This is a genomic window from Natrinema halophilum, assembly GCF_013402815.2.
Taxonomy (GTDB): domain Archaea; phylum Halobacteriota; class Halobacteria; order Halobacteriales; family Natrialbaceae; genus Natrinema; species Natrinema halophilum.
Genome location: NZ_CP058601.1, coordinates 296,423 through 321,551 on the forward strand (window position 1 = coordinate 296,423; position 25,129 = coordinate 321,551).

At 59.7% G+C, this 25,129-nt stretch carries 28 protein-coding genes; 14 read left to right on the top strand and 14 right to left on the bottom strand.

Going from position 1 to position 25,129, the window contains the following annotated elements; all coding sequences use genetic code 11:
• Positions 1–216: 216 nt before the first annotated feature.
• The gene (locus HYG82_RS22185; RefSeq protein WP_179259330.1) at positions 217–942 is read left to right on the top strand and encodes a ribosome assembly factor SBDS; all 726 of its coding nucleotides are present in this window, start codon (positions 217–219) and stop codon (positions 940–942) included.
• A gap of 39 nt (positions 943–981) precedes the next feature.
• On the opposite strand, the gene HYG82_RS22190 is transcribed toward HYG82_RS22185, so the two are convergent.
• Positions 982–1,296 carry an FUN14 domain-containing protein gene (locus tag HYG82_RS22190; protein ID WP_179259331.1) on the bottom strand — a complete coding sequence of 105 codons (315 nt, stop codon included), beginning with the start codon at positions 1,294–1,296 and terminating at the stop codon, positions 982–984.
• Positions 1,297–1,741: 445 nt separating this feature from the next.
• Between HYG82_RS22190 and hflX the strand changes: the two genes are divergently transcribed.
• Complete coding sequence (gene hflX / locus HYG82_RS22195; protein ID WP_179259332.1) at positions 1,742–3,043, top strand: GTPase HflX; 1,302 nt, start codon at positions 1,742–1,744, stop codon at positions 3,041–3,043.
• A 230-nt stretch (positions 3,044–3,273) separates the two neighbouring features.
• On the opposite strand, the gene HYG82_RS22200 is transcribed toward hflX, so the two are convergent.
• Positions 3,274–3,834: a hypothetical protein gene (locus tag HYG82_RS22200; RefSeq protein ID WP_179259333.1), complete on the bottom strand. Its 561-nt coding sequence runs from the start codon at positions 3,832–3,834 to the stop codon at positions 3,274–3,276.
• 95 nt (positions 3,835–3,929) lie between these two features.
• Here HYG82_RS22200 and HYG82_RS22205 point away from each other — a divergent pair, with 95 nt between their 5' ends.
• The 3 genes from HYG82_RS22205 to HYG82_RS22215 all read left to right on the top strand — a co-directional run bounded on the left by HYG82_RS22205 (position 3,930) and on the right by HYG82_RS22215 (position 6,032).
• A complete protein-coding gene (locus HYG82_RS22205; protein WP_179259334.1) occupies positions 3,930–4,373 on the top strand; it encodes a hypothetical protein in 444 nt (147 codons plus the stop codon).
• Positions 4,374–4,509: 136 nt separating this feature from the next.
• Positions 4,510–5,670, top strand: coding sequence for a thiolase family protein (locus tag HYG82_RS22210; RefSeq protein ID WP_179259335.1), 1,161 nt, complete (start codon positions 4,510–4,512; stop codon positions 5,668–5,670).
• Positions 5,667–6,032 (top strand): PhlB family protein, encoded by a 366-nt coding sequence (locus tag HYG82_RS22215; RefSeq protein ID WP_179259336.1) that lies wholly within the window; start codon positions 5,667–5,669, stop codon positions 6,030–6,032. Before HYG82_RS22210 ends, HYG82_RS22215 begins: the two co-directional genes overlap by 4 nt.
• Here the strand turns inward: HYG82_RS22215 and HYG82_RS22220 are convergent.
• Positions 6,029–6,847: a DUF7547 family protein gene (locus tag HYG82_RS22220; protein ID WP_179259337.1), complete on the bottom strand. Its 819-nt coding sequence runs from the start codon at positions 6,845–6,847 to the stop codon at positions 6,029–6,031. The genes HYG82_RS22215 and HYG82_RS22220 overlap by 4 nt on opposite strands.
• Before the next feature lie 141 nt (positions 6,848–6,988).
• Between HYG82_RS22220 and HYG82_RS22225 the strand changes: the two genes are divergently transcribed.
• Entirely contained in the window at positions 6,989–7,663 is a 675-nt protein-coding gene (locus HYG82_RS22225; protein WP_179259338.1) for a DUF7504 family protein, read from the top strand.
• Positions 7,664–7,849: 186 nt separating this feature from the next.
• Entirely contained in the window at positions 7,850–9,808 is a 1,959-nt protein-coding gene (locus HYG82_RS22230; RefSeq protein ID WP_179259339.1) for an AAA family ATPase, read from the top strand.
• A 223-nt stretch (positions 9,809–10,031) separates the two neighbouring features.
• Here the strand turns inward: HYG82_RS22230 and HYG82_RS22235 are convergent, their stop codons facing one another.
• Complete coding sequence (locus tag HYG82_RS22235) at positions 10,032–10,190, bottom strand: hypothetical protein (RefSeq protein ID WP_235217791.1); 159 nt, start codon at positions 10,188–10,190, stop codon at positions 10,032–10,034.
• Between the two features lie 4 nt (positions 10,191–10,194).
• Positions 10,195–10,710, bottom strand: coding sequence for an ArsR/SmtB family transcription factor (locus HYG82_RS22240; RefSeq protein ID WP_179259340.1), 516 nt, complete (start codon positions 10,708–10,710; stop codon positions 10,195–10,197).
• Positions 10,711–10,883: 173 nt separating this feature from the next.
• Here HYG82_RS22240 and HYG82_RS22245 point away from each other — a divergent pair, with 173 nt between their 5' ends.
• The 5 genes from HYG82_RS22245 to HYG82_RS22265 all read left to right on the top strand — a co-directional run bounded on the left by HYG82_RS22245 (position 10,884) and on the right by HYG82_RS22265 (position 15,183).
• Positions 10,884–11,099 (top strand): heavy-metal-associated domain-containing protein, encoded by a 216-nt coding sequence (locus HYG82_RS22245; protein WP_179259341.1) that lies wholly within the window; start codon positions 10,884–10,886, stop codon positions 11,097–11,099.
• 14 nt (positions 11,100–11,113) lie between these two features.
• Positions 11,114–13,117 carry a heavy metal translocating P-type ATPase gene (locus tag HYG82_RS22250; protein ID WP_179259342.1) on the top strand — a complete coding sequence of 668 codons (2,004 nt, stop codon included), beginning with the start codon at positions 11,114–11,116 and terminating at the stop codon, positions 13,115–13,117.
• Between the two features lie 52 nt (positions 13,118–13,169).
• Positions 13,170–13,832: a hypothetical protein gene (locus HYG82_RS22255; protein ID WP_179259343.1), complete on the top strand. Its 663-nt coding sequence runs from the start codon at positions 13,170–13,172 to the stop codon at positions 13,830–13,832.
• 84 nt (positions 13,833–13,916) lie between these two features.
• Positions 13,917–14,669: a ribonuclease H-like domain-containing protein gene (locus tag HYG82_RS22260; RefSeq protein ID WP_179259344.1), complete on the top strand. Its 753-nt coding sequence runs from the start codon at positions 13,917–13,919 to the stop codon at positions 14,667–14,669.
• A 115-nt stretch (positions 14,670–14,784) separates the two neighbouring features.
• Positions 14,785–15,183, top strand: coding sequence for an acyl-CoA thioesterase (locus HYG82_RS22265; protein WP_235217792.1), 399 nt, complete (start codon positions 14,785–14,787; stop codon positions 15,181–15,183).
• Positions 15,184–15,281: 98 nt separating this feature from the next.
• Here HYG82_RS22265 and HYG82_RS22270 read toward each other — a convergent pair whose 3' ends face one another.
• From HYG82_RS22270 to HYG82_RS22300, 8 genes are read right to left on the bottom strand one after another with little or no spacing between them, the layout of a single operon-like run.
• Positions 15,282–16,214 (bottom strand): hypothetical protein, encoded by a 933-nt coding sequence (locus HYG82_RS22270; protein WP_179259346.1) that lies wholly within the window; start codon positions 16,212–16,214, stop codon positions 15,282–15,284.
• Positions 16,211–16,990 (bottom strand): DUF8168 family protein, encoded by a 780-nt coding sequence (locus HYG82_RS22275; RefSeq protein WP_179259347.1) that lies wholly within the window; start codon positions 16,988–16,990, stop codon positions 16,211–16,213. The genes HYG82_RS22270 and HYG82_RS22275 overlap by 4 nt, the downstream gene beginning before the upstream one ends.
• Positions 16,991–17,854: a hypothetical protein gene (locus HYG82_RS22280; protein ID WP_179259348.1), complete on the bottom strand. Its 864-nt coding sequence runs from the start codon at positions 17,852–17,854 to the stop codon at positions 16,991–16,993.
• 13 nt (positions 17,855–17,867) lie between these two features.
• Positions 17,868–17,999, bottom strand: coding sequence for a hypothetical protein (locus tag HYG82_RS44230; RefSeq protein WP_284145019.1), 132 nt, complete (start codon positions 17,997–17,999; stop codon positions 17,868–17,870).
• Positions 17,999–18,277: a hypothetical protein gene (locus HYG82_RS22285; protein WP_179259069.1), complete on the bottom strand. Its 279-nt coding sequence runs from the start codon at positions 18,275–18,277 to the stop codon at positions 17,999–18,001. The genes HYG82_RS44230 and HYG82_RS22285 overlap by 1 nt, the downstream gene beginning before the upstream one ends.
• Positions 18,270–18,434, bottom strand: a complete 165-nt coding sequence (locus HYG82_RS22290; protein ID WP_179259349.1) for a hypothetical protein — start codon at positions 18,432–18,434, stop codon at positions 18,270–18,272. Before HYG82_RS22290 ends, HYG82_RS22285 begins: the two co-directional genes overlap by 8 nt.
• Positions 18,427–18,795 carry a hypothetical protein gene (locus HYG82_RS22295; protein ID WP_179259350.1) on the bottom strand — a complete coding sequence of 123 codons (369 nt, stop codon included), beginning with the start codon at positions 18,793–18,795 and terminating at the stop codon, positions 18,427–18,429. Before HYG82_RS22295 ends, HYG82_RS22290 begins: the two co-directional genes overlap by 8 nt.
• Positions 18,795–19,007 (bottom strand): hypothetical protein, encoded by a 213-nt coding sequence (locus HYG82_RS22300; RefSeq protein WP_235217793.1) that lies wholly within the window; start codon positions 19,005–19,007, stop codon positions 18,795–18,797. Before HYG82_RS22300 ends, HYG82_RS22295 begins: the two co-directional genes overlap by 1 nt.
• A 181-nt stretch (positions 19,008–19,188) precedes the next feature.
• On the opposite strand from HYG82_RS22300, the gene HYG82_RS22305 reads away from it, so the two are divergent.
• Positions 19,189–19,422 (top strand): winged helix-turn-helix transcriptional regulator, encoded by a 234-nt coding sequence (locus HYG82_RS22305; RefSeq protein WP_179259351.1) that lies wholly within the window; start codon positions 19,189–19,191, stop codon positions 19,420–19,422.
• An 11-nt stretch (positions 19,423–19,433) separates the two neighbouring features.
• On the top strand, positions 19,434–21,308 hold the full coding sequence (locus HYG82_RS22310) for a transposase (RefSeq protein ID WP_179264307.1): 1,875 nt from the start codon (positions 19,434–19,436) through the stop codon (positions 21,306–21,308).
• An 8-nt stretch (positions 21,309–21,316) separates the two neighbouring features.
• Here HYG82_RS22310 and HYG82_RS22315 read toward each other — a convergent pair whose 3' ends face one another.
• The gene (locus HYG82_RS22315; RefSeq protein ID WP_218834199.1) at positions 21,317–25,078 is read right to left on the bottom strand and encodes a hypothetical protein; all 3,762 of its coding nucleotides are present in this window, start codon (positions 25,076–25,078) and stop codon (positions 21,317–21,319) included.
• Between the last annotated feature and the right edge of the window lie 51 nt (positions 25,079–25,129).

Below are 25,129 nucleotides of genomic sequence, written 5' to 3' on the forward strand. Positions count from 1 at the left end.
TACGATTCGCGTTTTCTTAGGGGCCACTGTAAGAGTGCGGACCGCTCGGTGGACTCCCACACCGTCAGACGGCACTTGCTATCAGCTAGTGGTAGCAGACGGCGTCTGCCGATGGTCGATTCGTGACGAGTCTCTCCCTGAACAGGATCGATCGTGACGGTGTATTCGGTGGCTCGTCGGGAAACACTCTTTAAATTGGCGGGGAAACCGTTTGGTATGATTTCGCTCGACGAGGCGGTGACGGCGCGACTCGAATCACACGGGGCGCGCTTCGAGGTGCTTGTCGATCCTGACGCAGCGCTCGCGATCAAACGCAACGAGTTCGAGGGCAACCTCGAGGACGTGATCGCCGCAGAGGACGTCTTCGAGGACGCCTCCCGGGGCGACCGGCCGGCGGAAGACGACCTCGAGAAAGTCTTTGAGACGACGGACCCGCTCGAGATCATTCCGGCGGTCATCAAGCAGGGCGAGATCCAGATCACGGCCGACCAGCGCCGCGAGATGCAAGAACAGAAGCGCAAGCAGCTGATCGACACCATCACGCGCAACGCGGTCAATCCGCAAATGGATAACGCGCCCCATCCACCGGAACGGATCGAGAACGCACTCGAGGAAGCCGGCTTTACCGTCGATCCGATGGAGCCGGTCCAGCAGCAGGTCGACGACGCCCTGGATGCACTTCGCCCGGTGATTCCGATCAGGTTCGAGGAAGTTACCGTCGCCGTCCAGGTGCCGGCCGAACACGCCGGCAGCGCACAGGCCCAGATCCGCCAGTTCGGCGATCTAGAGCGCGAAGAGTGGCAGAACGACGGCTCGTGGATCGGCGTTCTCACGTTCCCCGCGGGATTGCAAAACGAGTTCTACGACGTGGTCAACGAACACACAAGCGGCGAAGCTGAGACGGAGATAATCAAGGACAAGGACGATCTGAAGACGCGATAGCGCCTCGCAACGGCCGCGGTTGCGTACCGCGTGTGCCGCTTATCCGCGTTTGAAGCCGATCAGTAAGCCGCCGGTAAAACCCGCGCCAATCGATAGCGTCGAAAGGATCGACTGGATCCAGTGTACGTCGACGTCCTGTGCACGAGCTTGCGTCTCGAGAAGACCCGCAGAGAGACGGTTCCAGTCGACGATGAGGATTCCCTGCGACTCGAGGTAGCGAAAGACCATCAACTGGACGCCGACGATGACTGCCACCAGTTTCGCGATCTTCTTCGCGGCGAACCCCATGAGTCCGCCGATAGCTGCACCGCCCCCGAATTCGATACCGAGTGCCGCCGGATCGACGTCTATCATTATTCATTCCCATTCGAGTCGATACCTATGACTGTTGTGTTGACCGCTTCCCCCGCATAAAGACGCGAGTACGCAATCGCGCCCTCGATATCGTATGCAATCGACCTCTGTATCACTCGAGTACGGCCACCCATCGAGAGCCACGAACGCGGCGAGTTGTTCGACCGAGTGGCGTTTCGAGTCGTCGGCCAAGAGAGTCAGGAAGGGCTAACGAGCACGGGATTCAAGACGGTTGGCCGCGTACGGCCAGCTATGAGCTACGCGCGTTCAACGGAGGTGTTCGACCGGCATCGTTGACGTCTTCGAGGTTGCGTGGCGGTGTCCACCTGGACCTGGTCGCCGCGAGCGGCGCGGACGACGGTCGAATCATCTGATCGACCAGCGACAGGCGACAGCACGCAAACGCGCGCGACCGACCACGTACGACAGAGACTGAGCTACCTGCATGAACACGATCATTGCAAAACGCGTCGATTCAGGCACGGCAAACACGAGCGAGATTCGCGATCTGGCCCGAGCGGCGGGATACACCGTCGTCGGTGAGATTACGCAATCGCGACGAGCAGATCCAGCACTCCAGATCGGCGAGGGGAAAGCCGAGGAACTGGCCGATATCGCAGCAGAAACTGACGCCACGACCGTTATTTTCGACAACAGGCTAGGCCCCTATCAGACGTACAACCTCGGACAGCTTCTTCCGGACGGTGTGGAGGTCATCGACCGGTTTACACTAATCCTCGAGATTTTCGGTCAGCGTGCCCAGACCCGCAAAGCACAGTTACAGGTCGAACTGGCCGAACTTCGATACGAACTCCCGCGTGCGGAGGCGAAGACGAGCCTCGCGAAACGCGAGGAACACCCCGGGTTCATGGGGCTGGGTGAGTACGACGAGAGCCGCGAACGGGACATCAAAGACCAGATCAGCCGGATCAAGGACGAACTCGAGCGAATCGAACAAACCGAACAACACCGGCGGGAGCGTCGGCGCGATTCGGGGTTCGATCTCGTCGCGCTGGCGGGGTATACGAACGCCGGAAAGTCGACCCTCTTGCGCCGGCTCGCGTCCGATCTCGAGGTTTCGGAAAACGAGGATCTCCACCCGGATCTAGATGCGACGGCCGAGTCCCAGGACAAGCTGTTTACGACGCTCGGGACGACGACTCGACGCGCCGACCTCGAGCCGCGGGACGTCCTGGTGACCGACACTGTCGGGTTCATCAGCGACCTCCCCCACTGGCTGGTCGAATCGTTCAAATCAACGCTCGACTCGGTCTACCGTGCGGATCTTGTCTTGCTCGTCGTCGACGTCAGCGAGCCCGTCGACGAAATCCACGAGAAGCTGGTTACCTCTCACGACACCCTCTACGAGCGCAACGAGGCCCCGATCGTGACGGTGCTAAATAAGATCGATCAGGTCAGCGACGACGAACTCGCGGAGAAACGAGCGGCTCTTTCGTCGCTCGCCCCGAACCCGGTTCCCGTCAGTGCCAAGGAGGGGCTGAACGTCGACGGCCTGCTCGAGCGAATCGACGACGAACTTCCGGACTGGAAGTGCGAGCGGCTACTGTTACCGATGACTGACGATACAATGAGCGTCGTCTCCTGGCTTCACGACAACGCCCACGTCGAAGACGTAAACTACGGCGACGAGGACGTGGTCGTTTCGTTCGAAGCCCGTCCCGCGGTGGTCTCCCAAGCACGCTCACGCGCGAGCGAGTTACGGACGGCTGCAGCGGAATCGGCGTAGCGAACGGTCGCATGAACACCGACCGCGGGAATCTCCTGTCCACGGTATCGGATTGGGCTGGCTCCACGGGCGTGTGGTCCCGCACACGGAGTGTTGCGAAGTGCCGGTACAAGGGGGAAAACGAACTCCTCGGCCAGCCCTCTCACTTTCGTCTCGCCCGCGTAGACGATCACGGGAACGTCAGCGGCTTCTGCGCGGTCGACGACGCGATCCGGAGTGCTTCCGAGGATTCACTGCCGGAGGCGTCGCGTTCGTGACGCGCCGATGACGAGTATCCCCCCGTTTTCGGCGGCGGTCGTCACGAGTCCGTCCGCGACCGAGGGAGCGGTAACGCTTTGAACCTGGACGGATTCTGCCTCCGGAAGCGCGTTCAGTGTACTTTCGGGGTCCTCGGCCGTGCCGGCACCGCCCGTGGGGCTAACGTTGATGACGTACACCTCGGAGCCGCCGGCAGCGAGTTCGTTGACGAGCGACAAGAGCGCCTCGTGGTGCGGGCCGCCGCCCGCACCGACGTTGACGGTGGCCGGAATCTCCGGTACCAGCCCCTCGAACCCTTTCGAGAAGAGTACGTCACAGGGCGCGTCGAACTCGACGCGCTGGGTGATCTCGGGACTCTCCTCGGGAAATCCCATGAGGATCAGATCGACCGATCGATCTCTGGCCGTCTGGCCGATGCTGAAGCCGACGTCGCGCGAGATGTGTCCCTCGACGGTATACTCCGCGTCGAGGTCGGCGTCGGCGATGACGTCTCCGATCCGGGATGCGTGATCCTCCGCAGTGTCGACGACCATTTCGATCGGAGTCTGGTCCGGTATGAAGTGACGTTACCGACCCGAATTATCGTGTCGGACGCATACAGGTTTCCGACCATATCCGCCAGTCGAACGTGGGTCGGCGCGCGGTCGGGTCGTCGAATCGGAACGAGAATTTGATAGCGCTCCTCGTCCGCGACGGCCTCGTCTTCGCCTCTCGATTCGACCGAGGACGTTTCGACCGCCGAACCGCCGCCGCCGACCGATCCAGCTGCCGCCTCGTTCGGCGAGTACGGCGAAACGACCTGCTCGAACAGTTCTTCGGTCTTCTGGGTGGCGCCCCAGATCAGATACGCCGCGAGCAACGCGGTGACGAGCACCGAACCGGTGATAACGCCGATGATCGGCAGGCTCGTGATGAGCGCCAGATTAGCCCCGATTCCGACGACCGGCAACAGCGCCAGCAGCGTGACACGGACCGGACGATCGAGGTCCCCAACCCCAGCGCGAATGCAACCCAGAAACCGAGCGTTCGGGTGTGCTCGACCATATACGCCGTTCGAGGGTGGGTCGGGTAAACGGTTAGACGGAACACGCAACCCCAGTGACCGAATCGGCGGAAGATGCAAATGCCGATCGGTCCAGCGAACGCCGGAGATGACCCAGTTTCTCCGAACCACATGTTATAAATCACTGACTCAAGTCCGCTAACATATGGACCGTGTTGCAATCATCGGCGCCTCGATGACGCAGTTCGGACAACGCGAGGGCGAGTGGGTCCTCGATCTCCTCGCAGAAGCCGGAATCGAGTGTCTGGAGGATGCAGGTGTCGATGCCGACGAGGTCGACCATCTCTACGTCTCGAACATGGCAAGCGGGGAGTTCGAGGGACAGACCGGCGTCCCGAACGCGCTGGCCCACGACATAGACGCGATGCCGGCCTACACCCAACGCGTCGATCAGACGAGTTCCAGCGGCGGCGCCGGGATGTACGCTGCCTGGCAATCGATCGCCAGCGGGGCGAGCGATATGACCCTGCTCGTCGGCGGGGAAAAAATGACCCATCGAACGACTGGAGAAGCCACGGACGTCATCGCTTCGCTGACCCACCCCGTAGAATACAAACACGGCGTGACGTTGCCGTCGTTTGCCGGACTGACGGCCCGCCGCTATCTCGAGCAGTTCGACGCACCTCGCGAGAGCCTCGCGAAGGTCGCCGTCAAAAACCACAGAAACGGCGTCGATAACCCCCACGCACAGTTCCAGAAGGAAATCGATCTCGAGACGGTCCTCGAATCACCGATCGTCGCCGATCCGCTCCGGCTGTACGATTTCTGTCCGATCACGGATGGATCGGCGGCGCTTATGTTCTGTCCAGAGTCCGTCGCGCAGGAATACACGGACGACTACGCGCTCGTGACCGGTATCGACGGTGCGACGGACACCCACGTCGTCCACGAGCGAGACGATCCGACCGTAATGGGCGGCGTCGTCGACAGCGGACGGGGAGCGTACGAGATGAGCGGTCTCGAGCCCGACGATATCGACGTTGCGGAACTCCACGACATGTTCACCATCCTCGAATTCCTGCAGATGGAAGGGCTCGGCTTTGCAGACCAGGGCGAAGCCTGGCAACTCGTTGACGAGGGCTATACGGAACGCGATACCGGCGAATTACCGATCAATACCTCTGGCGGGTTGAAGTCGAAGGGCCACCCACTCGGTGCCAGCGGCGTCGCTCAGGGCGTCGAGATCTACGAACAACTCGTCGGCGAGGCCGGGCCACGACAGGTCGATGCGGACGCGGGCCTGTGCTGTAACGTCGGCGGCTTCGGCAACTGCGTTATCACCACGATCATGGAGGCAGCACGATGACGATGGAAGCGACGCGCTACGACGACGGCTCGATCAGCTACCCCGGTCACCCGCGCGGACCCGACGGTGCGAAACCGGTAGAAACGGTCGACATAAGCGAGTACACCGCGGAGGTCGTAACCTGGACGACCAGCACGGCAACGCCGCCGGGCGTCCGCGAACCGAATCATCTCGCAATCGTCGAGTTCGATATCGACGGCGAATCGGTCCGTGCGATCGGTCAGTTGACCACCAGCGACGTCGAAACGGGCGACGAGGTCCGACCGGTCCACGTCGACGAACTGCGCGAACCCGGTGCGGGCATCAGAGAACCGGAGAGTCAGCCCTGGGACGGCTATCGGTTCGAACCGGTAGAGAGCTAGCGGTCGGGTTCGTCGCCGCTATTTTCGCCCCCGTAAGCTTCGTCGTCAGTGTCGGCTCCCTCGGATTCGGTACGATCAACTTTCGGATCGCTGTCATCGACATTGCGTTCGTCTTCGTCGCTCTCGTTCGAGTCCGCCGTCGCATCTTCGTCGGAGCCGTACCGATCCCGCAGGGTCTCGAGTTCCGCATCGACGTCGACGGCCGAGTCGCGATCGTCTGACGTGCGTTCCGTCTCCGCGTTCTCCGAATCCGCGTTCGTCCCGACGTCGGCAAGCGGTCCGTTCTCGATGTCGATTTCGACGCCGCGATCGGACGCTGAGGGTGTGCTATCAACCGCTTCCGTCTCGCCTTCGGCGACGTCCCGAAGGCGACGATCGACGTCGTCGCGGAGTTCCCGCGCCTCCGCGAGCAGGTCGCGAGCCTGTTCGTCAGCCGGCAGCCCACCGGTCGAGGCGGCCCGTTGTAGCTCAGACAGCACGGTGTCGAGTTGCGAGAGCGTGGTGCGGCGGAGTTCGCTCGTCCGATCGCTCGTCGCCTCGGCGGCCGCCGACGTTCGATTTCGCGCTTCTCGTCCTCCCTGGACGAGTTTCAGGCTTCGCTGGAACGCCTCGAGCGCACGAACGCTGGTTTCGAGGACCGCAATGACTGCGGGAAGCGCGATTTCGTCGGTAAATCGAAGCACCTCGCCGGGCGTCGGTGGTCGAAGCGGTGGCCGTCGGCGAGCGCTCGACTCCTCGAGTTCCGTCCGAAGCGCGTCGATCGTTCGCGTGAGTTCTCGAACTGCGTCGACGAGTTCGTCGTCGTGGTCGGCCATACGCGACATACGGCCGCCCATATGAAAAGCCGGACGGTCAGAGAATCCGCCCGCAGAAGCGGGATGACGTCGGCGAGAGTTGTTTCGGATCGCCGAGTAGGCCACAATTTTTATGCGCTATCGTGTGTTCTTATGAACAGAATGGAAGACGAGCGAGGGGGGCTCGTATCGGATAATGCGACGTTCGCACGGACGCTCGACACGCTCAAGCAAGAGGGGAGCAACATACTGCTCGTCGGTGCCGATGCGCCCGAAGCACACCAAATGGCCTGTCAGCGTTTGCTCGGGGCGACGGACCGAGACTCTCGGTACCGACTGTTCGTAACCGGCGGTGAAACCCGCGTTTCCTGCGGGAGAACGGACGGTGCGTCTGACGAACGGGTCCGCACGATCGATTATTCGAATACGAGACTCGATCCTGATGGAACGGGGGAGGAAGAGTCAGCAGCCGACGGCGGCCTACCGTCGCCGGGAACGATCGGCGTCGCGATCATCGAGGCGATAGACGAACTCGCAGAGACGGCCGAAGGATTCGACCCTGCGGAACTACGCGTTTGCGTCGACTCACTGGTGCCGCTTTTGCAAGAACACGACGCGGAGACCATGTTTCGCTTGCTCCACGTGACAACTTCACGTACCGACAAGGCTCGAGGAATGGGCCACTATCACTTACCGATCCCGGTGGACCACGACGCGGTGAATCTGTTCGAACCGATGTTCGACGCGATCGTGACGGTCCGTTCTCGCGACGACCGTAGCGAGCATCAATGGTTCCTTCGAGAGACGGAGACGACCACCGACTGGCTCGAACTCTAGACCGTCACTCGGTGCACAACCTGATCGAACGCAAACAGATACGCGATCCTGACGGTAATCTCCGTTCGAGGATTGCGAACAGAACCGAGCATTCTCCGGTCTATGGGCGATGTTGCTCCAGTGATATCGGTGTTACGGCACAAGGTCTATATATCGAACGACCTATCCGTTCACAGAGTAGCATATATGGTCGAAGCCACTACTGAGCTTCTCGCTGGAATGGCTGTTACCGTTTTCATCGCACTCTTGTTTTTCGGCGTTGTCGTCCTGTGGGACGTGGCGCTTGCCCTGCGAAGCGTCGGCGACAAAATCGATAAGCTCGAGGACAACATCGACGACGATCTAACGGACATCTCACACAGTTTAGATGGGATGTCGGCCGGTCGCGGTGGCGGAGGAACGCAACTGCATTTGAGCGGTGGAACGATCAGTTCTGGTCAGGGTGCAACCCAGCCCCAGCAAGCGCCACAGTCAGCCAACCAGGCAGGAGGTGCAACCCAGCAGGCCGCTCCCGGTCAGCAGGCCGCTGCCGGTCAGCAGGCCGCTGCCGGTCAGCAGGCCGCTGCCGGTCAGCAAGCCGCTGCCAACCAGCCAGGGCCGCAGGGAGCCGCCGGTCCACAGGGGGCCGACGGTCCGCAGGGAGCCACCGGTCCGCAGCCCGGCCCACAGCCGAATCACCGCGAACAGGAGACACGGGCGGCCGAGCAGGAGGCGGAGTCGCCCGAAGAGGGCCGGGAAACCGACCCCGAACCGAACGAAGCTACACGCCCGGAGGGGCAAACCGCCGAGACCGACCACGAAGCGGTCGACCCGGACGAGACCGATTCCGGTCATGACGCGGTGGAAGCCGTAGCGGAGAACCCGGCCGATGCGTCGGAACCCGACGATGAACCGGATGACCCACCGCATCCACACGCCGAACGCAACCGCGGCCGATTCATCACATCCCCCGATCGAACCGCGTGGTACGCTACGCCGCTGGATCGTGAGGCGATCGCGGCTGCTCGGCCGTCGATCGCCGGCGAACTACCGTCGGGATCGGACGACGAAATCGACGAGTCTGACGTGATCGCAGTCGGCCCAGTCGACTCGGATCAGTCGACGCCAGTCGACACACCCGAAGCCGCCGTCGCAGCCGACACCCCAGACGAATCAGACGAGGCCGATTCGGACGTCGATACGACGGTTGACTCGGAAGAGACATCGGAAGGTCGTTCCGACGAATCGAACGAACGAGCGAACCCGGCCGAAGGCTCCCCCGAATCGTCTGACGAAACGAACGTGTCGGTATCGGCTGACGAAGGGGCCGCCGATCGCGAACGCGGGGCCGACGACGCCGATATACCGGACTCTCTCGAGGATATTGACGTGCTGTCGTTCGACGAAGAGAGAGACGTCGAATCAGCGGACGGTTCGACGGTACCCGACGAAACGAACGGCCCGGCCGAGAGCAACACCGAATCCGACAGGGCGGTCGATCGGTCGAACGATACGGCCGCCGGTGGCGAAATCGACGATGACGACGTCGCCGCTGACGAAGCCGCTCGAGACGACGGTAGCGATGCCGATGGAAGGGCGGACGTCTCCGACGTCCCTGACGTCGCCGAGGAGTCGACCGACCCAGATCCGGCGGCCGGCCAACAGCCCAACGAGTCCGATACCCGGTCCACGGAGGACGGCCGAGTTGCTGACGATGGGAGCGACACAACGGACGAAGATGACGCACCGTCCGAAGATGCACTCGCCGAATTCGAGTTCGACGACATCGGCGAGCTCGATGACGACGGCGACGACGTAACTGTCGAAGAAGCCGTCGATACGATGAACGAGGATGCACCTGCTCCGGAACTCTCGAGCCACCGGTTCGACGTAACGGCGGCGGAAACCGACGAAGGAGCTGCGGTGTTGACCGTCGAATTCGACACCGAATCGGTCGATATTACCGGATCGACGGAGCGGTTGCTCCAGTATCAGATGCGGAGCTTCGCGGACCGTGAATCGACGCCGGACGGTGACGTATCCATCGGTCGAGATCGAATCGTTATCGAGATTCCCGACTCGGACGGGGCCGCGATCCAGCAGTGGGGTGAAGCGGCCGTCAGCATTATCGATCGCACGCTGTATCTCTCAGACAACAGTAGTTAAGACGGACTCGACGTTCTTCTCTCCGCCGTAGGCGTTCGCCACTACATCGCAGACTGCAACCCGCCGTAGGCGTTCGCCACTACATCGCAGACCGCAACCCGCCGTAGGCGTTCGCCACCACATCGCAGACCGTTACGGACGAACGGGGCCCGTACTCGGGATAGTTCGGATAATCGTCGGGCGTCCGTGACCGGTGAAGACGACCGGTACTGTAGCGATGCTCTCACGAGAGCGGCGGGATACCGGTCCCGTCGGTCGTTACGTTGTCCGCACGGATGCCGACTGCTCGAGCTATCTCCGCACCCGCGGTGTCGACCGAACCATCGATTTCGCCTTCTGACCGACCCGGCCGCCCCGGACTACTGACCGCGAGGCGGTACACCCGGTTATCGCGCTCGAGCGAACGCTCGCCGCAGAACCGTCAGCAAGACGTACGACTCGTATTTTTGCGTCCGACAGTGAGCGCAGGGCTCCATCGCTGCGACGATATCGTCGATCGTATCCGCGTATTCGTCCGTGAGCGTCTCGAGGAGCGCTTCGACTTCGGGGCGAGCCGCTTCGACCAACTCGTCGATTTCGTCGTCGGCGTCTTCCGGGAGCGTATACGAGAGGAGCATCGTGGTTGCGCCGTAGTACTTCGACGTCCCGCCGCGGCCTTCCTCGTACCGGACGACTTCGACGAGCCCCGCATCTCGAAGGGTATTGATGTGGTGGCGAACCGTATTTTCCGTCCGGTCGATCCCTCGACTCGTGAGTTCCGCGTCGACGTCGCCGGCCGTCATCGGCTCGTCGGCGAGCATGTCGAGAATCATCGCTCGAACGGGCTCGTCGACGGCGGTCGAGAGGTCGGCGTCCTGAATCGCGATGTCTCGAAGCTGAATATCCGGGTCGGACTGATACATACGAGGTACTGGGGACGCCAACCCCAAAGGTATCGGCCCGTCCTCAGTCGGCGGGAACTTCGGAGCCGAAGTCCTAGACGATCCGTCTCACCGGTGAAACGACCGGTCCAACTACCCAAACATATCATATAAAAAATGCTTTTGTCGGGAGGACCCCTTTCTCGACGTGAACGATGACCCAAACTACGCAGTTTCGCGTCATGGACTTCGATTGCCCGACGTGTGCGAGCAACGTCGAACGGGCGATCGAGTCGACCGACGGCGTCGAATCCATCTCTGTCCACTACACGACGGGCCGCGTCGAGATCACGTACGACGAAGACGCGATCGAACCGGCCGCGTTCGAGCGAATGATCGAGAATCAGGGTTATACGCCACAACCCGCGTAACGGCCTCTTCACCCATGTTACCGAACCGACTGCCGTCCGACTGGCAACGATACTATGCGCAACATCGCACGGCCATCGTCACGGTCGTCACCGGATTGCTGTACGCGGGTGGCTGGACTCTCGGCGCCGTCACCGATGCCGATCTGGCGGGCGCTGGCGTCCTCGTCGTCGCGACCGTTATCGGCGGGTACGACATCGCGAAGCACGGCTACTACGAACTCCGGAACCGAACGCTCGGGATCAAGACGCTCGTGACGGTGGCCGCCGTCGGTGCCATCGGAATCGGCGCCTACTGGGAAGCCGCGGCCGTCGTCTTCCTGTTCAGCCTCGGCAGTTACCTCGAGGGGCGGACGATGCGCAAGACACGATCGGCCCTCGAGGAATTGCTCGAGCTGTCGCCGGACACGGCTATCGTCCGTCGGGACGGGTCGCAGGTCGAAGTCCCAGCTCGAGAGGTTCGGGACGGCGAGATCGTGGTCGTCAAACCGGGAGGGAAGATCCCCGTCGACGGTGAGGTGGTCGACGGCGAAAGTGCGGTCGATCAAGCGCCCGTGACGGGTGAGAGTGCCCCCGTTCACAAGACCGCCGGTGACGACGTTTTCGCCGGGACGATCAATACGGACGGCGCACTCGAGGTCCGGACGACCGGGACGGGGTCAGACACGACCCTTCAGCGGATTATCCGTCGAGTCGAGGAAGCCCAGGAGGCGCAGTCGCCGGCGGAAAGCCTCATCGACCGCTTTGCATCGTATTACACGCCGGCGATACTCGTGCTCTCGATCGGTGCGTTCGCGGCGACGCGAGACGCCATGCTGGCGTTGACCCTGCTGGTGATCGGCTGCCCCGGTGCGTTGGTCATCGGTCCGCCCGTCAGCATCGTCTCGGCGATCGGCAACGCCGCGCGCAATGGAGTGCTGTTGAAAGGCGGCGCGCATCTCGAGACCGCCGGCAAGATCGATCTCGTCGCCTTCGACAAGACTGGCACGCTGACAAAAGACGAAACGGCTGTCGTCGACGTCACAGGGTTCGATTGCGACGCGGATCAGGTGCTCCGTCTCGCAGCCGTCGCCGAAAAAAAGAGCGAACACCATCTCGGGGATGCCATTCTCGAGGCGGCAACCGATCGCGACGATACGACTTCAATCGCTGCCGACGGCGGTGAGCCGAGTGGTTCGAGGCGACCCTCGTCGGATATGCGGTCCGACGGTGGAGCAGTTGCGACGAATCCGATGCCCGCCGGCAGCGGGTCCGTTCCGGATCCCGACGAGTTCGACGTCATCCCGGGCAAGGGCGTCGTCGCCTCCCACGACGGAAACGAGATCGTCGTCGGAAACCGGGCGCTCCTCGCGGCCGAGGCGATTGCAGTGCCCGACGACGTAGGTGACTACGTCCGCGAGCGCGAATCTGACGGCGAAACTGCAGTCCACGTCGTACGTAACGGGACCGTCGTCGGCATCATCGCCCTTCGGGACGAATTGCGCGATGCCGCTCCGGACGTCGTACGGTCGGTAAAAGACGCGGGCATCCGGACGGTGATGCTCACCGGCGACAACGAACGGACGGCCGAGGCCGTCGCTCGAGCCGTCGGTATCGACGACTATCGCGCCGAGTTACTTCCCGAAGAGAAGCAGGCAGCGATCGAAGCGTTTCGTGACGGAGAGACGGCCGGAAAGTCGGGACACGTGGTGGCGATGGTCGGCGACGGTATCAACGATGCACCGTCGCTGGCGACGGCGGACGTCGGCATCGCGATGGGTGCGGCGGGCACCGACACGGCCATAGAGACGGCCGATATGGCGCTGATGGCCGACGACCTCTCGCGGATCCCCGACGCGATCAGTCTAAGCAAGGCGACGCGCTGGAACATCACCGAGAACGTCGCCATTGCGGTCCTGACCGTCGGACTCCTGCTCGCGGCCGTCCTCGGGAACGTCGTCCACCTCGCCGGCGGAATGCTCGTCCACGAGGGCAGCGTTCTCCTGGTTATCCTCAACGGGATGCGCCTTCTCCGGCACTGAACCGTGACGGGACGAAACAACTGACAGTCAACGCCACATGTGATTCAGAACCATGTCATCAGACTCGAACTCGAACGTCGCACGAACGAACGAATCGCACTGGGCAGTCCACTACGACATCGAACCGATTCGAATTCGCGATCCGGTTGCCGAAGCGCTGGCCGTCCTCGAGGAAGGAGAGCCGTTCCTCGTCGACTACGAGGATATCGTCACGGTCGCGGGTCACTCGTGCCCGACCGCGGCCGGCGCGTACCGCATCGCGGAGAAAGGGCTCGAGGCGCTGTACCCCGATTCGCTTCCCGTTCGAAGCGAGATCGAAGTGCTGGCCGCCGGACCCCGTGACGATCCCGGCTACGGTATCACCGGGCGACTCATCTCGGTCGTCACCGGCACCGCAGGTGTCGACGGGTTCGGCGGATTGGCGGGTGGCCTGGGCGATCGGCAAGGCCTGCTATCCTTCGACGCCTTCGAGACCGATGCGATCGGTCCGACGTTTCGGTTCCGTCGAACGGACACGGAGCGCGGTGTCGAGGTCACGTACCACGTCGGTGACGTGCCCGATGGCGGTCCGGCCATCGGGAATTTGCGGGCCATACTCGAGGGAACCGCGACAGACGACCAACGGAATGCGTTTGCTGACGCGTGGCACGATCGAGTACGTGCCGTCCTCGCAGACGACGACCTCTTTTCGGTCGTCCCGATAGCACCACGATGATTCTAGCAGCGTCGGACACCTGAGACCGTCGATCGATCGCGGACGATCCAAGCGTTTTTACCCGCGCCGCACCCCTCCACTGGTGTGCGAATCGAGAACAGTTTCATTCCAGTACGCGGCGTTGGGGAAACGACCGAACGTCGCCTCTGGGAGAACGGCATCACCCACTGGGACGAGTTCGATGGTAGCGTGGTCGGGTCGACGCTTTCCGACCGAATCGAGACGTTCATCGAAGAAGGATGGACCCACCTCGAACGAGGAGACGTCTCCGTTTTCGCCGACGCACTGCCCGCGTCGAGTCGCTGGCGGTGCTACGAGAACGTCAGCGACGAGACCTGCTTTCTGGACATCGAAACGACAGGGCTCAGTGCCGCCACGAACGACGTAACGACCGTCAGCCTCCACCGCGGTGGCGAGACGAAAACGTTCGTCAAAGGCTGCGATCTGACGAGCAGACGCCTCGAGCGGGAACTCGACGACTCAGCCCTGCTGGTGACGTTTAACGGCCAGCGGTTCGACGTCCCCTTCCTCGAGACCTGTTTCGAGGTCGACATCGACGTGCCACACGTCGACCTCATGTACCCCTGCAAGAAACTTGGCCTCGACGGGGGGCTGAAGGCGATCGAACGCGACCTCGGGATCGATCGAGATATGCCCGACATCAGCGGCCGCGACGCAGTCCGACTCTGGCACGAGTACGAACGCGGCGACGACGGTGCCCTCGAAACACTCGTCGAATACAACCGGGCAGACACAGCGAATCTCGAACCGTTGATGGAAATCGTTGCGAATCGCCTCCACGAGGACGTCTTCGAAGCGGCAAGGGCCGGCGACTGATCTCGGTCACTGACGTCGAATCGGATGCGCTGTTTCCGTGGCCGCGAACTCTGTCTCACTAGAATCCGACGATGTCCACTCATCTGTACGAGAGGCGTCCCAGAATCACTCATACATGATTGACGATGGGTTTGAAACATCCGTTACCGTTCGAATTCGCGACCTCGATTCCATGGGACACGTCAACAATGCCGTGTATGCGACGTATCTCGAGCAAGCACGAAACGACTACTTCAGAGAGGTCCTCGGTGTCTCACTGTCTGAGATGGATTCCGTTCTCGCGAGCCTCGAACTCGATTACGCACGCTCGATCGAGGCAAAAGACGACGTCACCGTCTCGATCACCATCACCGAAATCGGTTCCGCGAGTCTATCGATGGCGTACGAGATTCGCGCAAACGGAGAGCAAGCGGCGACGGCACGAACCGTTCAGGTGCACACCGATCCCGAAAACGGCGGTTCACGACCGATTCCGTCGTCGTGGCGCTTACGAATCGAACATCGACAGGGGTGACATCCTCCTCGCCGTAACAGTTGTTGCAAATACGATTTCTTTATTCAGTCTGCGGCGTGATTTTTTCGTGCCGATTCTCCCGTCACACATGAGTTATCTCACCTGGTGACCTTCGTCTTTTCCTCTGAGTTCTGACACTGATTCGAGCGGGTTTCGACGGGCTTCACTCGGAGCTCTCCGAAGCCGTACTTCGAGTGACTGCCGACCCGGAGGATGCCGCTCTTCGCGGTCTCCACCGGGCGGTCGCCCTCGTAGGCGACCACCTGCCCGTGGTCCACGGTCTGGAGCTTGTACACCTCGCGTTGCTCCAGCACCTTCTCCTCGCGTTCACGGAGATCGCAGCGGTCTTCCTTCCACCACCACGGGACGTCCTGGTCGTGAGCGTTCGGGTACTCCGACTCCAGCACGAACGGCGTCACGAGTTCGAGAATGAACGCCTCACCGTCTTCGAGACGGGAGTAGTCCAGTGCCTCCAGGTCTACGACCTGCGTGTCTTTCAGCCCCGTAATGCCGTAGCCGTAGTTGCGCTTCCCGCCGAACTGGAGGGCGTCCAGAGCGCTCTCATCGAGCGGGAGGACGTCGTCCCGGTCAGCGTGGAGGTACGCGTTGATGTACCACTTCGTCGTCTGCTGTTGCTTCCGCGCGTCGTCGGGCTTCCCCATGATGGTCTCGTGGGACAGCGCCGGGTGGCCGCTCTGGACGCGGATGTCGTGGGTGTTCAGCGCGTCTCGCGGCCGGGAATCGAGGAGCCACGAGTGCGACGCCTCCCGCATCAGGAACAGGTCATCGTAGCACTCCACGTCCGGGAGGCCGCTCCCGAGGTACGGCCGGATACCGCTCTGCGAGTGCTCCTCGGGAAACGTCCCGAACTGACCGGGCACGAAGACGCCGTGACTCGCGTTCAGGTGGCGGTGGACGTCGTGCGGGAGTTGCTGACCGAGTGCGTGCATGATAGCGTTCCCCGAGACGTAGTACGGGTGGCCGATGTAGTCCATCTCAAGTTCCCACTGGACTTGCTGGATGCGCGTCATCGGTCGAACGCCTCTTGGAAGTCCTCGATGTACTGGAGCGCGGTGGACCACGCGTCGATCCGGCGGAGGTTCGCGTCGAGCACCATGTCGTACTTGTCGTGAGCTGCATCAAGCGGGTGCGCGGTCAGCCGGTTCCACGTCGAAGCCCACGACCGCCACGGGCAACTCCCGAGACGGGACGACGGTCGCCCGCCTGCGCTCTCATCGATTCGGAGCGCGAAGTCTTCACCCGCGTAGACCGTCCGGTGGAGCACGATCTCCCCGGCGCGGTCCACGACCAGCCGGAGATCGGAGAAGTCGTGGCCGTCGCGGTAGTTGTCGAGTAGGGCCGCCACGAGCAGGGTGTGGTACTTCAGGCTCGTGTACGGGTAGTAGACGCTCTCGTTGAACGCCGAGACGACGTCGCTCTCCAGCCACGCCCGATGCATGGCCGCCGGGTCGTCTTCGGTCAGGAGGTCACGAACTGCGCTCTCGATGCCGTTGAGCGTGAACTCCTCGGGGTCGTACCGACTCTCGCCCTCGATGAGCGACAGCCGGTAGAGTGTCTCGTGGTTCTCCATCGTCTGCTCAGGCTGGCCGTTGGGCCGGCTGAGTGCCGACGCATCGCCGTCTGCGCCGTGGGGAACCGTCTGGTTCACGGGAACGCCCGCGAACGTTTCCGGGGCGTAGTCGTGCGGCTGGCCGTTCATTTTGTGGGCGTCGTGGCGGTACGCGGCGACCATCACGTCCTGGCCGCCATCGCCTTGGAAGTCGCTGAGGGTGGCGTTCTCGGCCATCTACGGTCCCTCCGCGATGCGCTCTTCCAGCGCCTCCACGAACGCCGGGCGGCACTCCTCGGTCCACTGGTCGTCCTTTTCGTCCATCTTGTTCGTGTTGCCTTTTCCGCGGTCGAAGACGCGCTTCAGTTCGCGCTCGTTGTAGAGCGGGTTGATGAGGTGGCAATCGACGATCCCCGCGCCGAAGTTCCGCGCGCCACCGAGCTGGTGCATGAAGTCGGTCTTGTGCGCATCGAGGAAGTCGATGCCCTCGGCCAGGAAGCCGACGAACTCGGGCTTCGTCTCCCGGAAGGAGAGGTGCCAACAGCCGTCCAGATTCGCCACGGCATCCACCTCTGCGTTCCGGAGCGGTTCCCGGTTGTCCTCTCGATTCCGGGAGACGACGTTCCGGTTGAGTCGGCGGTAGTGCCCCTCAGCCTGCCCACGTGTGTAGTCCACGCTGGACCGGACGGGGTTGAACTTGATCGGGCGACGCATCACCTTCCCGGGGACGCCACCGAAGCCGCCGAAGAGGTCGAAGACCACGCAACCGTCGTCTTCCTTCGGGTCCTCGGTGCACGCGCCCTTCTCGTGGTAGCCGTCGTCGAGGTCGCGCTCGTAGACGTCCTCTTTCATGAAGTTCGCGTTGGCCTCTCCGGGGTGGCAGGCGGTGCCGTCGTACTCGTGGACGACTTCCTCCATCCCGTGGCGGAGCCACCCGGAGAGCGGGAAGGCGGGGATGATGCCGCCGATCTGGTTCTGCGGGTCGTCGTCCTCGTAGTTCCCGTTGCTGGCGTGATGCCGGTCGGTCATGATGCTGTCGCCGACCACCAGTAGGTCGGTTTGGATTCGTACGAAAACGTCCCTCTCGATGTCTTCAATCATGATTTTGTGGGCGTTAGAGTGCTTCAAGCGCCGCTTCGAGAGCCTCTGCCGAGGGGTGCGAAACGTCGCCGACTTCGTACTCGTGGAACGTCTCGCCATCCTCCGTGCGGACGATGCGGGCCGTCACGCGGACGTCGTCGTACATCAGTCGCACTCCTCCGCGATGCCCGTCTCTGGGTCGGTGTCGGTCTCCCACTCCAGTTTGGCCTGCTTCGCGCGGACAATCTCGTCGCGGAAGCGGACGATGAAGTCCTCTGCCTGGTCGATGTGGAAGTCCACGGACGCCGACAGCTCCCACAGGTCGAACGTGAGTCGAATGAGTTGCGTCTCGCCGTCGTCGAGTTCGACGTGTTCGACCTCGTAGCCGACGGCGCTGGCGACCTGGCCGGTCCCGGAGATTGTGACTGCGACGTCGTCAGTCATCGGCATCACCGTCCTCTTCAGCCTCATCGAGAGCGTCAGCTACCCGTTTCCCGGTGTCTTCGCTGATCTCGATGTCACCACCACGTTCGAGGACCTGGCGCTGGCGCTCGTTCATCCCCAGCTCGGATTCCTCGTCCTCCTTCTGGTCGTCAGTCATCGAACTTCCCCTCCGCGGCGTCCGCGGCGACCACCAGCCGAGCAGCGAGGTCGCGGGCGTCGTCGGGGTCGAGGCCGGTGCCGACCTCGATGGGGCCGGACGTCCACCGGAGTCCGACGCCGCTCCAGCCGCCCTCTTCGTGGACGCCTTCGACTTCGAGCGGGCCGTCGTTCATGTCCGCCGTGACGAGGACGTTGTTGAGGCCGCCGGGGACGGAACCGCAGTCTGTGACCGAGTACGTTTCGTCGTCGGTCACGCTCCGGTCTTCGACGATCTCCTGCGGCGCGGGCGAGTCGGCGCTGGCTGTTTGCGGGAGGGCGGCGAGAGCGGCCGCGGCAGCGAGGAACTGACGGCGCTGCATCACAGACCCTCCTGGACACGGTCCCGCGCCTCGATCAGTCGAGCTGTCCACGCGCCAGCTTCAGCGGCACTGATGCCCGGAACCTCGCTCCAGTCGGTGCTCTCGTGCTGGCCGATCAGCTCCGAGAGGGCAAGATCGGCTTCGATGTTTTCGTCGTCCGATTCGGCTTCCGTGCCGGAATCCTGAAGTCCGGCGGATGTCTTCATTGACATGGGTTTCTGGCCTCAGAAGCCCGGCCCGGGTGGCTCCAACACCCGGGCGTTTCCTACGATGGTCACGCCCCATGGGGCCGGGCTTCCTCCGCACCTTCTGCTATGGAGCAGATGGAAATAAACGTTAGCCTTCTGCTCAGAGACAGAAGGTTGAAGGGCGATACTTGCGACTTGAAGAGCAATGGGAGAAGACCGGGAAAGGAACGAAGGCGGGCGATTCGAGCCCGAACACACCGATGAGGAGGTGCTGGAAGCGGTGCGCAAGCACGAGCCCGCGGGAACAAAAGAGGTAGCTGACGAGCTCGACATCGCCCGACAGAGTGCTGACTATCGCCTTCGACGTCTTCTGGATGAGGGACGAGTCTCGAAGAAGAAAGTCGGGAATTCGCTGGTCTGGTCAGTTGAAGAGGATTGACCGGGAGCTCCATGGCGAGGGAGAAGGACGAAGACGCTGAGCGCGATCCTGAGGGCAAAGGGAGCATCGACAAACGTCGGAGTGAGAGGGCCGAAATCAGTCGAAACTACAAGGAAGCCCGTGAGGAGTTGCCAGCCGACCCGCGAATGGACCCGTGGGCGTACACGGAAATCCCGGCCCGAAACCCCGCAGATAATATCGTCCCGCCGCTGTGGGAACGCATCCGAGCGAACGCACTCAACCTCAGCCACTCACGCAATCGCAGAGGCAAGTCGGATTCTCCTCCGGAAATACTGCTCGCAGAAGCTCTTGGGCGAGTTCAACTCTACCCCCACTACTGGCATCCCGGCATCAACGAGGACCTCACGCAAAATCTGGATGGGAAAGAGGCGACACGTCTCTACCTGTTTTTCGACCTCTCTCCCCTCAATCAGTCCGAGGTCGCGCGGAAAGTCAAAAAGAAGAGCTACCGCGAGGCGCTCGACATCAGCGATTCAGTCAGCCAGCCGACTCTCAACCGAATGCCGGGGCGAATGGACTCTGAACGCCGGCACTACTACGCGAGTCAGACTGAGACACTGGTTCGGCAGTGGGAAGGTGGCTACTTTGAGAATTGGGTGCGCCCGCCCACGCCAGACACGATAGTCATTGACGGAGAGGGGTTTCCGCCGGTCCAGGTGATCGCTCGGGAGCTGCGCTCGAAGACGTTCAAGTACATCCGGCTGAAGCGCGACGACAGCACGGAAGTGACGAAGGACGCCGCGCTCCGGGTGCTCATCGCCACCGCGAACGGGAACGGGTTCGTCAACGACGCCGCGAAGAACCTCAAGTACAAGCCATTCTACGACGACGGCGACATTCCGACGGGCCAGAACCTCACCTACCACCTGCGGAAGTCTTCGCGGGAGTCCGTCATGCGGATGTTCCGGGAAGCGAACGAGGTACTGTTCGAGATCGCCTCTAGGCACGACTACTTCCCCGAGGAGGCTGAGGTCGCCATCGACATCACGGACTGGCCGTTCTACGGCGATGTAGACAGCGACAAGTTCATTCGCGGAACGAAGCCGGGACGGAACTACTCGTGGGCCTGGAAGTACATCACGCTCGCTCTCGTCGGAAGCGACACGCCGCTGATTCTGGTCGTGCTCCCGGTCAAGGACAAGTCGAAGACTCCAAAGTACATCCGCCGGATGCTCCGTCTAAGCCGGCAACACGTGAACATTGGCCGCGTCTACCTCGACGCCGGGACGGAGTTCTACAACTCGGATACGATTTCGGCCATCACCGAGCAGGGCTTGGAACTGGTAATGCAGGGCCGCAAGTCGGGGAAGACGGTCAAACACTTCCTGAACGGGATGGCGCGTGCCAATCTGCGTTCGTCGTACTACTCCTACGGCGTAGGCGACCTCGACGAGGATAGCTACTACGCGGTTGGGCTGGAGTCGGACAAGACGGTGAGACTACGGAAGTCAGAGGCTGATGAGCCGATGGACGACTACACGTACTTCTATACGAACCTCCACCCGGAGGAAGTCCCACCAGAAGAGTTGGGGGAGGCCTACCGCCGTCGGTGGGGCATCGAGACGGACTTCCGGAAGATCAAACACGACTTCTTGGCCAAGTCTGGGTCGAAGAATCCCGCGCTTAGGTCGTTCTACTTCAACTTCGCGGCCCATCTCTTCAACATCTGGACAGTGGCGAACATCCTCCGCGCTGAGGAAACTGGCGAAGACCTGAGCGAAGGAAAGCAAGTCACCGCTGGTGAATTAATGCAGGCCATCGAGGACGACCCGCACGACCTTCAGATTCCGACCGAACCGCCAGAAACTCGGCAGGTATTCGGAGATATATTTGATGCTGACTGGGCCCCCTCAGATGCCGATTGATAGGAATTTTAGATTGAATCTATGTCCTCTTCGACCATATCATAAAGATCGGCCTCTAGATTACGGGCAAACCGACGGACTCCCGGACTAAGATTTTCGTCGTTTTTCCACCCTCGAACGAGTTCAAACTGGCGTGAGTATGACTCCTCAGTAGTCGTGCCAACCTGAACACCCGTCGAATTGATAATTACGGCGTGTATTGCTGACTGGGCACGGTCATTTCGCCGAATATTGTCTATTCCTCTATCCATACACGCTCTTAGAAGTCGGTCAATATCATCATTAAGCGGAGCAGAATCGCAGTAGTGCAGAACTCTGATTACTTCTTCCTCAGAGAAATCCTCCATATCTTCAATGATTCGTTCCACGACCTCTGTAGTCGGGAAGACAGCGAAGAGGCCACCATAGGCACTCCACTCATCTGGGTCAACAATCAGCTCAACTACCGTGTCTACAGCCTCTGAGTATTGCGTGCCGTCACGCATCCGTTCTGCATTGATTGAAAAATCACGGGGGAACAACCCTATCCTCCTTTCTCGACGATCAACTCTTTCGCGGCAGAAATCAACGAAGGCCTTTGGATTGCGTTCCGATGCCTCCGACAGAAGCATTCTCAGTTCATACGGTTCATTCAAACTTTGGAAGGTCTCTGCTGCAGACAAGATTTCAGTCAACAAGGATTCCGATACGGTCTGGAGTTCTTCATCATCATGCGATGGAAGTACACGCAGAACAAACTCAAGCAGTTTTGGAGTGACCTCTGCTGAATCAGTTAGAACCTCCACTAATTGCTTCTCTGTCCAGTCCGGATTATCTTCCCATTCACCATGGATACACCTTACGAGCTGAATGGCCTCCTCCTCTGTGTACGGTGCCGCATCATTCAACAATTCTTCATATGTATTAACGGCAAATGGCCGGTCAGAAACCAACAATTGCCGAATGGCAGCGCACGCTTCAACTACACTTCTCTTGTCAGCTGCTTCTTCGGCAATTCTCTTTGCCTCATCCGGAGAAGAGATACTCATACCGGTAATGATGGATGCTCTACATGGCTCTAGTGTGTCAGAATCCTTCTCAAGAATTTGCTCACCCATTTGGGGTTTCAGCTTGCCGAGCAGCCGGAAAAACTGATTAAATGTTGAACTCGAATGGGCTAACACTTCCTCAAGCCGCTCAATTTCGGCATCCCACGGCGAATCAATCGTTTCAATATAACCCGTTATCCGAGCTTCTTGTTCCTCTAACCCACGAACTGGCGGGTTCATCCGTCGCATTTGCTGGTAAAGTTCGTTTTTCAAATATGCATCTTTGAGCGCAACCGCGCCTCCTTCGATCTCCAAGTCTTCTATGTTTCGAGTAATTAGCGAGTCGAGTTGCTGGAGACTGTCTAAATCTCTACTGAACGAAGCATAGGCCGTGGCAAAGCGGTAAATAAGAACCAACTCGTCACGGTTAATCAGCTCTCCTGTTCTCCCCTTGTATCGGGCTTGAGAGGTGCAGAAACGAGATACCTTTCCAGCTGCATTCTTCCTGAGATGCTGCGAATCCGAATTCCAGACAAGTTCGAACAAAATCTTGACTGCTCCAACTCGAATCTGCTTCCGTTGTTCGGAAAGAGGTACTGGACCTCTCTGGAACCAGAATTTGTCTCTCTCTGCTGGATCTTGGAAATGGTCCTCCGTTTGCTCACGAGAAAGGTTACCGATAACATCAACCAGCTCGTTCTTGAGTTCAATTTCCAAATCTGATTGTAGATGATCTTCAAGCACAGAGAGCAGTTCAAGCTGGGCTTCAGGATGTTTCTCTCTACTTGGTTCAATTTCCTGTCGTATATATTGGAAGACTTTGTTTCTAACCGCTGAGCCAGGATAATCTCGGGCAATCACCATTAGGAGCGAGACGCTATCGTCTGGCCTTCTCAATAAGGTATGCCAGAGTATTTTCGTGCATCGAAGTAGGAAATTCCCCGCAGGAGTTGGGTCATCGAGCAGACCTGGCATCCAAATTCCATCTGCCTGGTCTGCGTCGTCAGAGACTTCTTCCTCTAAAAATGCAGTGACAAGCTCTAGAGCGAGATCGGGCTGATTGTGACCTAAATTTTCAAAGTAGGTTAAGATCTGTGCTCTCTCCGTGATTGGAATTTCATCTGTAGATTCAATGTACTCCCCTACAATTCCATCTAGAATTTGTTCGGCTTCTCGACAGTCATACCTTCCCGCTATTCGAATTAGAGTATCGACTAACGGTTTTTCAAAGTAATTAGAGAACGGATTATAGATGTCCTCTTTGAAATCAAATGCGGATTCACTAAAGAATGTCTTATAGGATATATGTGTTCTAAGGGCAAGCGGCTGAATTTGTAGGCGGCCATTCTCGTCTTCAACGATACCGGCAGAGCTCACAATTCGGCGATATCGTTTCTCTTCGGATTCATCTAGTGGCAGTACTTCAACGAATTCTTCCATGAGGTCGTCATTATTTGTGTTGAGTTGTCCAACAGCGGCAAGGTAGCCGATATACTGCTCCAGAGTAGATCGATCAAGACTGGTGTGCGATGCGTATCGCTCTAGGTCGTCGAAGTTTTGGTCAAAGGCTAGTGAAAATATATCCTCTTGCGATGAGGGACCGGAACTATCCGACTCCTCAGAGAGCAGCCATTTGGCTAATTGATGTACAAGTAGAACGTTTCCCTCACTGTTACTAGTGACCCAGCGCCAAGTATTGGGATTTCGAACTCCGTATTCGTTTTGTAGGAGATCTTGAATGGCATTCGCATTCAGTGGCCCCAAGTTCATCTGTTCTGTTGCTAAGCCGGAGCGCGTAGTCTCCTTCTGTCTGGTTGCCACGAACCAAGGCTGTTCTGTAAAGAGTAGCTTGATCTCATTCTCTTTTTCCTCCACAATACGGCAAAGAAGCTCTATCTTTCCCGAATCCCGGGCATCATCCAGTAAGAATAAAAGATTCTCTTCCTCGTCAAAATCAATCTCAGATAGGCCGCGTTCGATATCAGCTAATGGGTTTACCGCATAAGCAGTCCAACTCGGATTTGAGGATTGTACCCGCAACGCCGCCTCAAAGGCTAACCGTGTTTTTCCAATTCCAGATGAGCCACCCACAATCAGTGCTTGATATTCTGAGTTTACGAAGTCAGTTATCTTCTCAAATTCATCCTCTCTATTATAAAATGAACTAGTATGTTTCCGCCCTCCAGTAGTACCACGGCCGAATCTTTTTTCGATCGGCGTGAAAGCAGTATACGACCTCTCATTTTGATTTCTACCCGCTACTTTCTCAAGAGAAAATAGGATTTCTTCTTGGGTTTCCCCAAGTCGAAGGGCGTAATCGAATATCCTCTGATTGTATGCAATGAGAAGTTTGAATGCCAAATCATCATCTTCGGCTATTTTCTGCTGGAGTATACTCAGAAACTGGTCGGCCAGCTCCTCCTCAGAGATGTCGAGGTCCGGATCCAGCAAATCACTATCAATCGATGCAAGTACGTCATCCGATTCTAGGAAATCCCCACCATCCTGAAAATCATTAACTCGTTCTGCAATCTCTTCAGAGTCAAAAAGAGCAGGCAGGGTCTCAGGGTCTAACTCTGGGTAGCGTTCAGCAGTCTCCTGTGCTGCTTCTTCGATTTTCTCATCTAAGAATGTAAGTTCCGAGTACTTGGTGCGAGCAGCGGTAGTCACCTTCGACGTAGCGTAGGATGCGACCTCGGATGCGAGAGTTGAAGCGGCAAACGCGGTGAGTGGATCAGGCATATCCGGAGGATTCTGTAGCATGGAACAAGAACTTTGGCTGATTGAGACTTC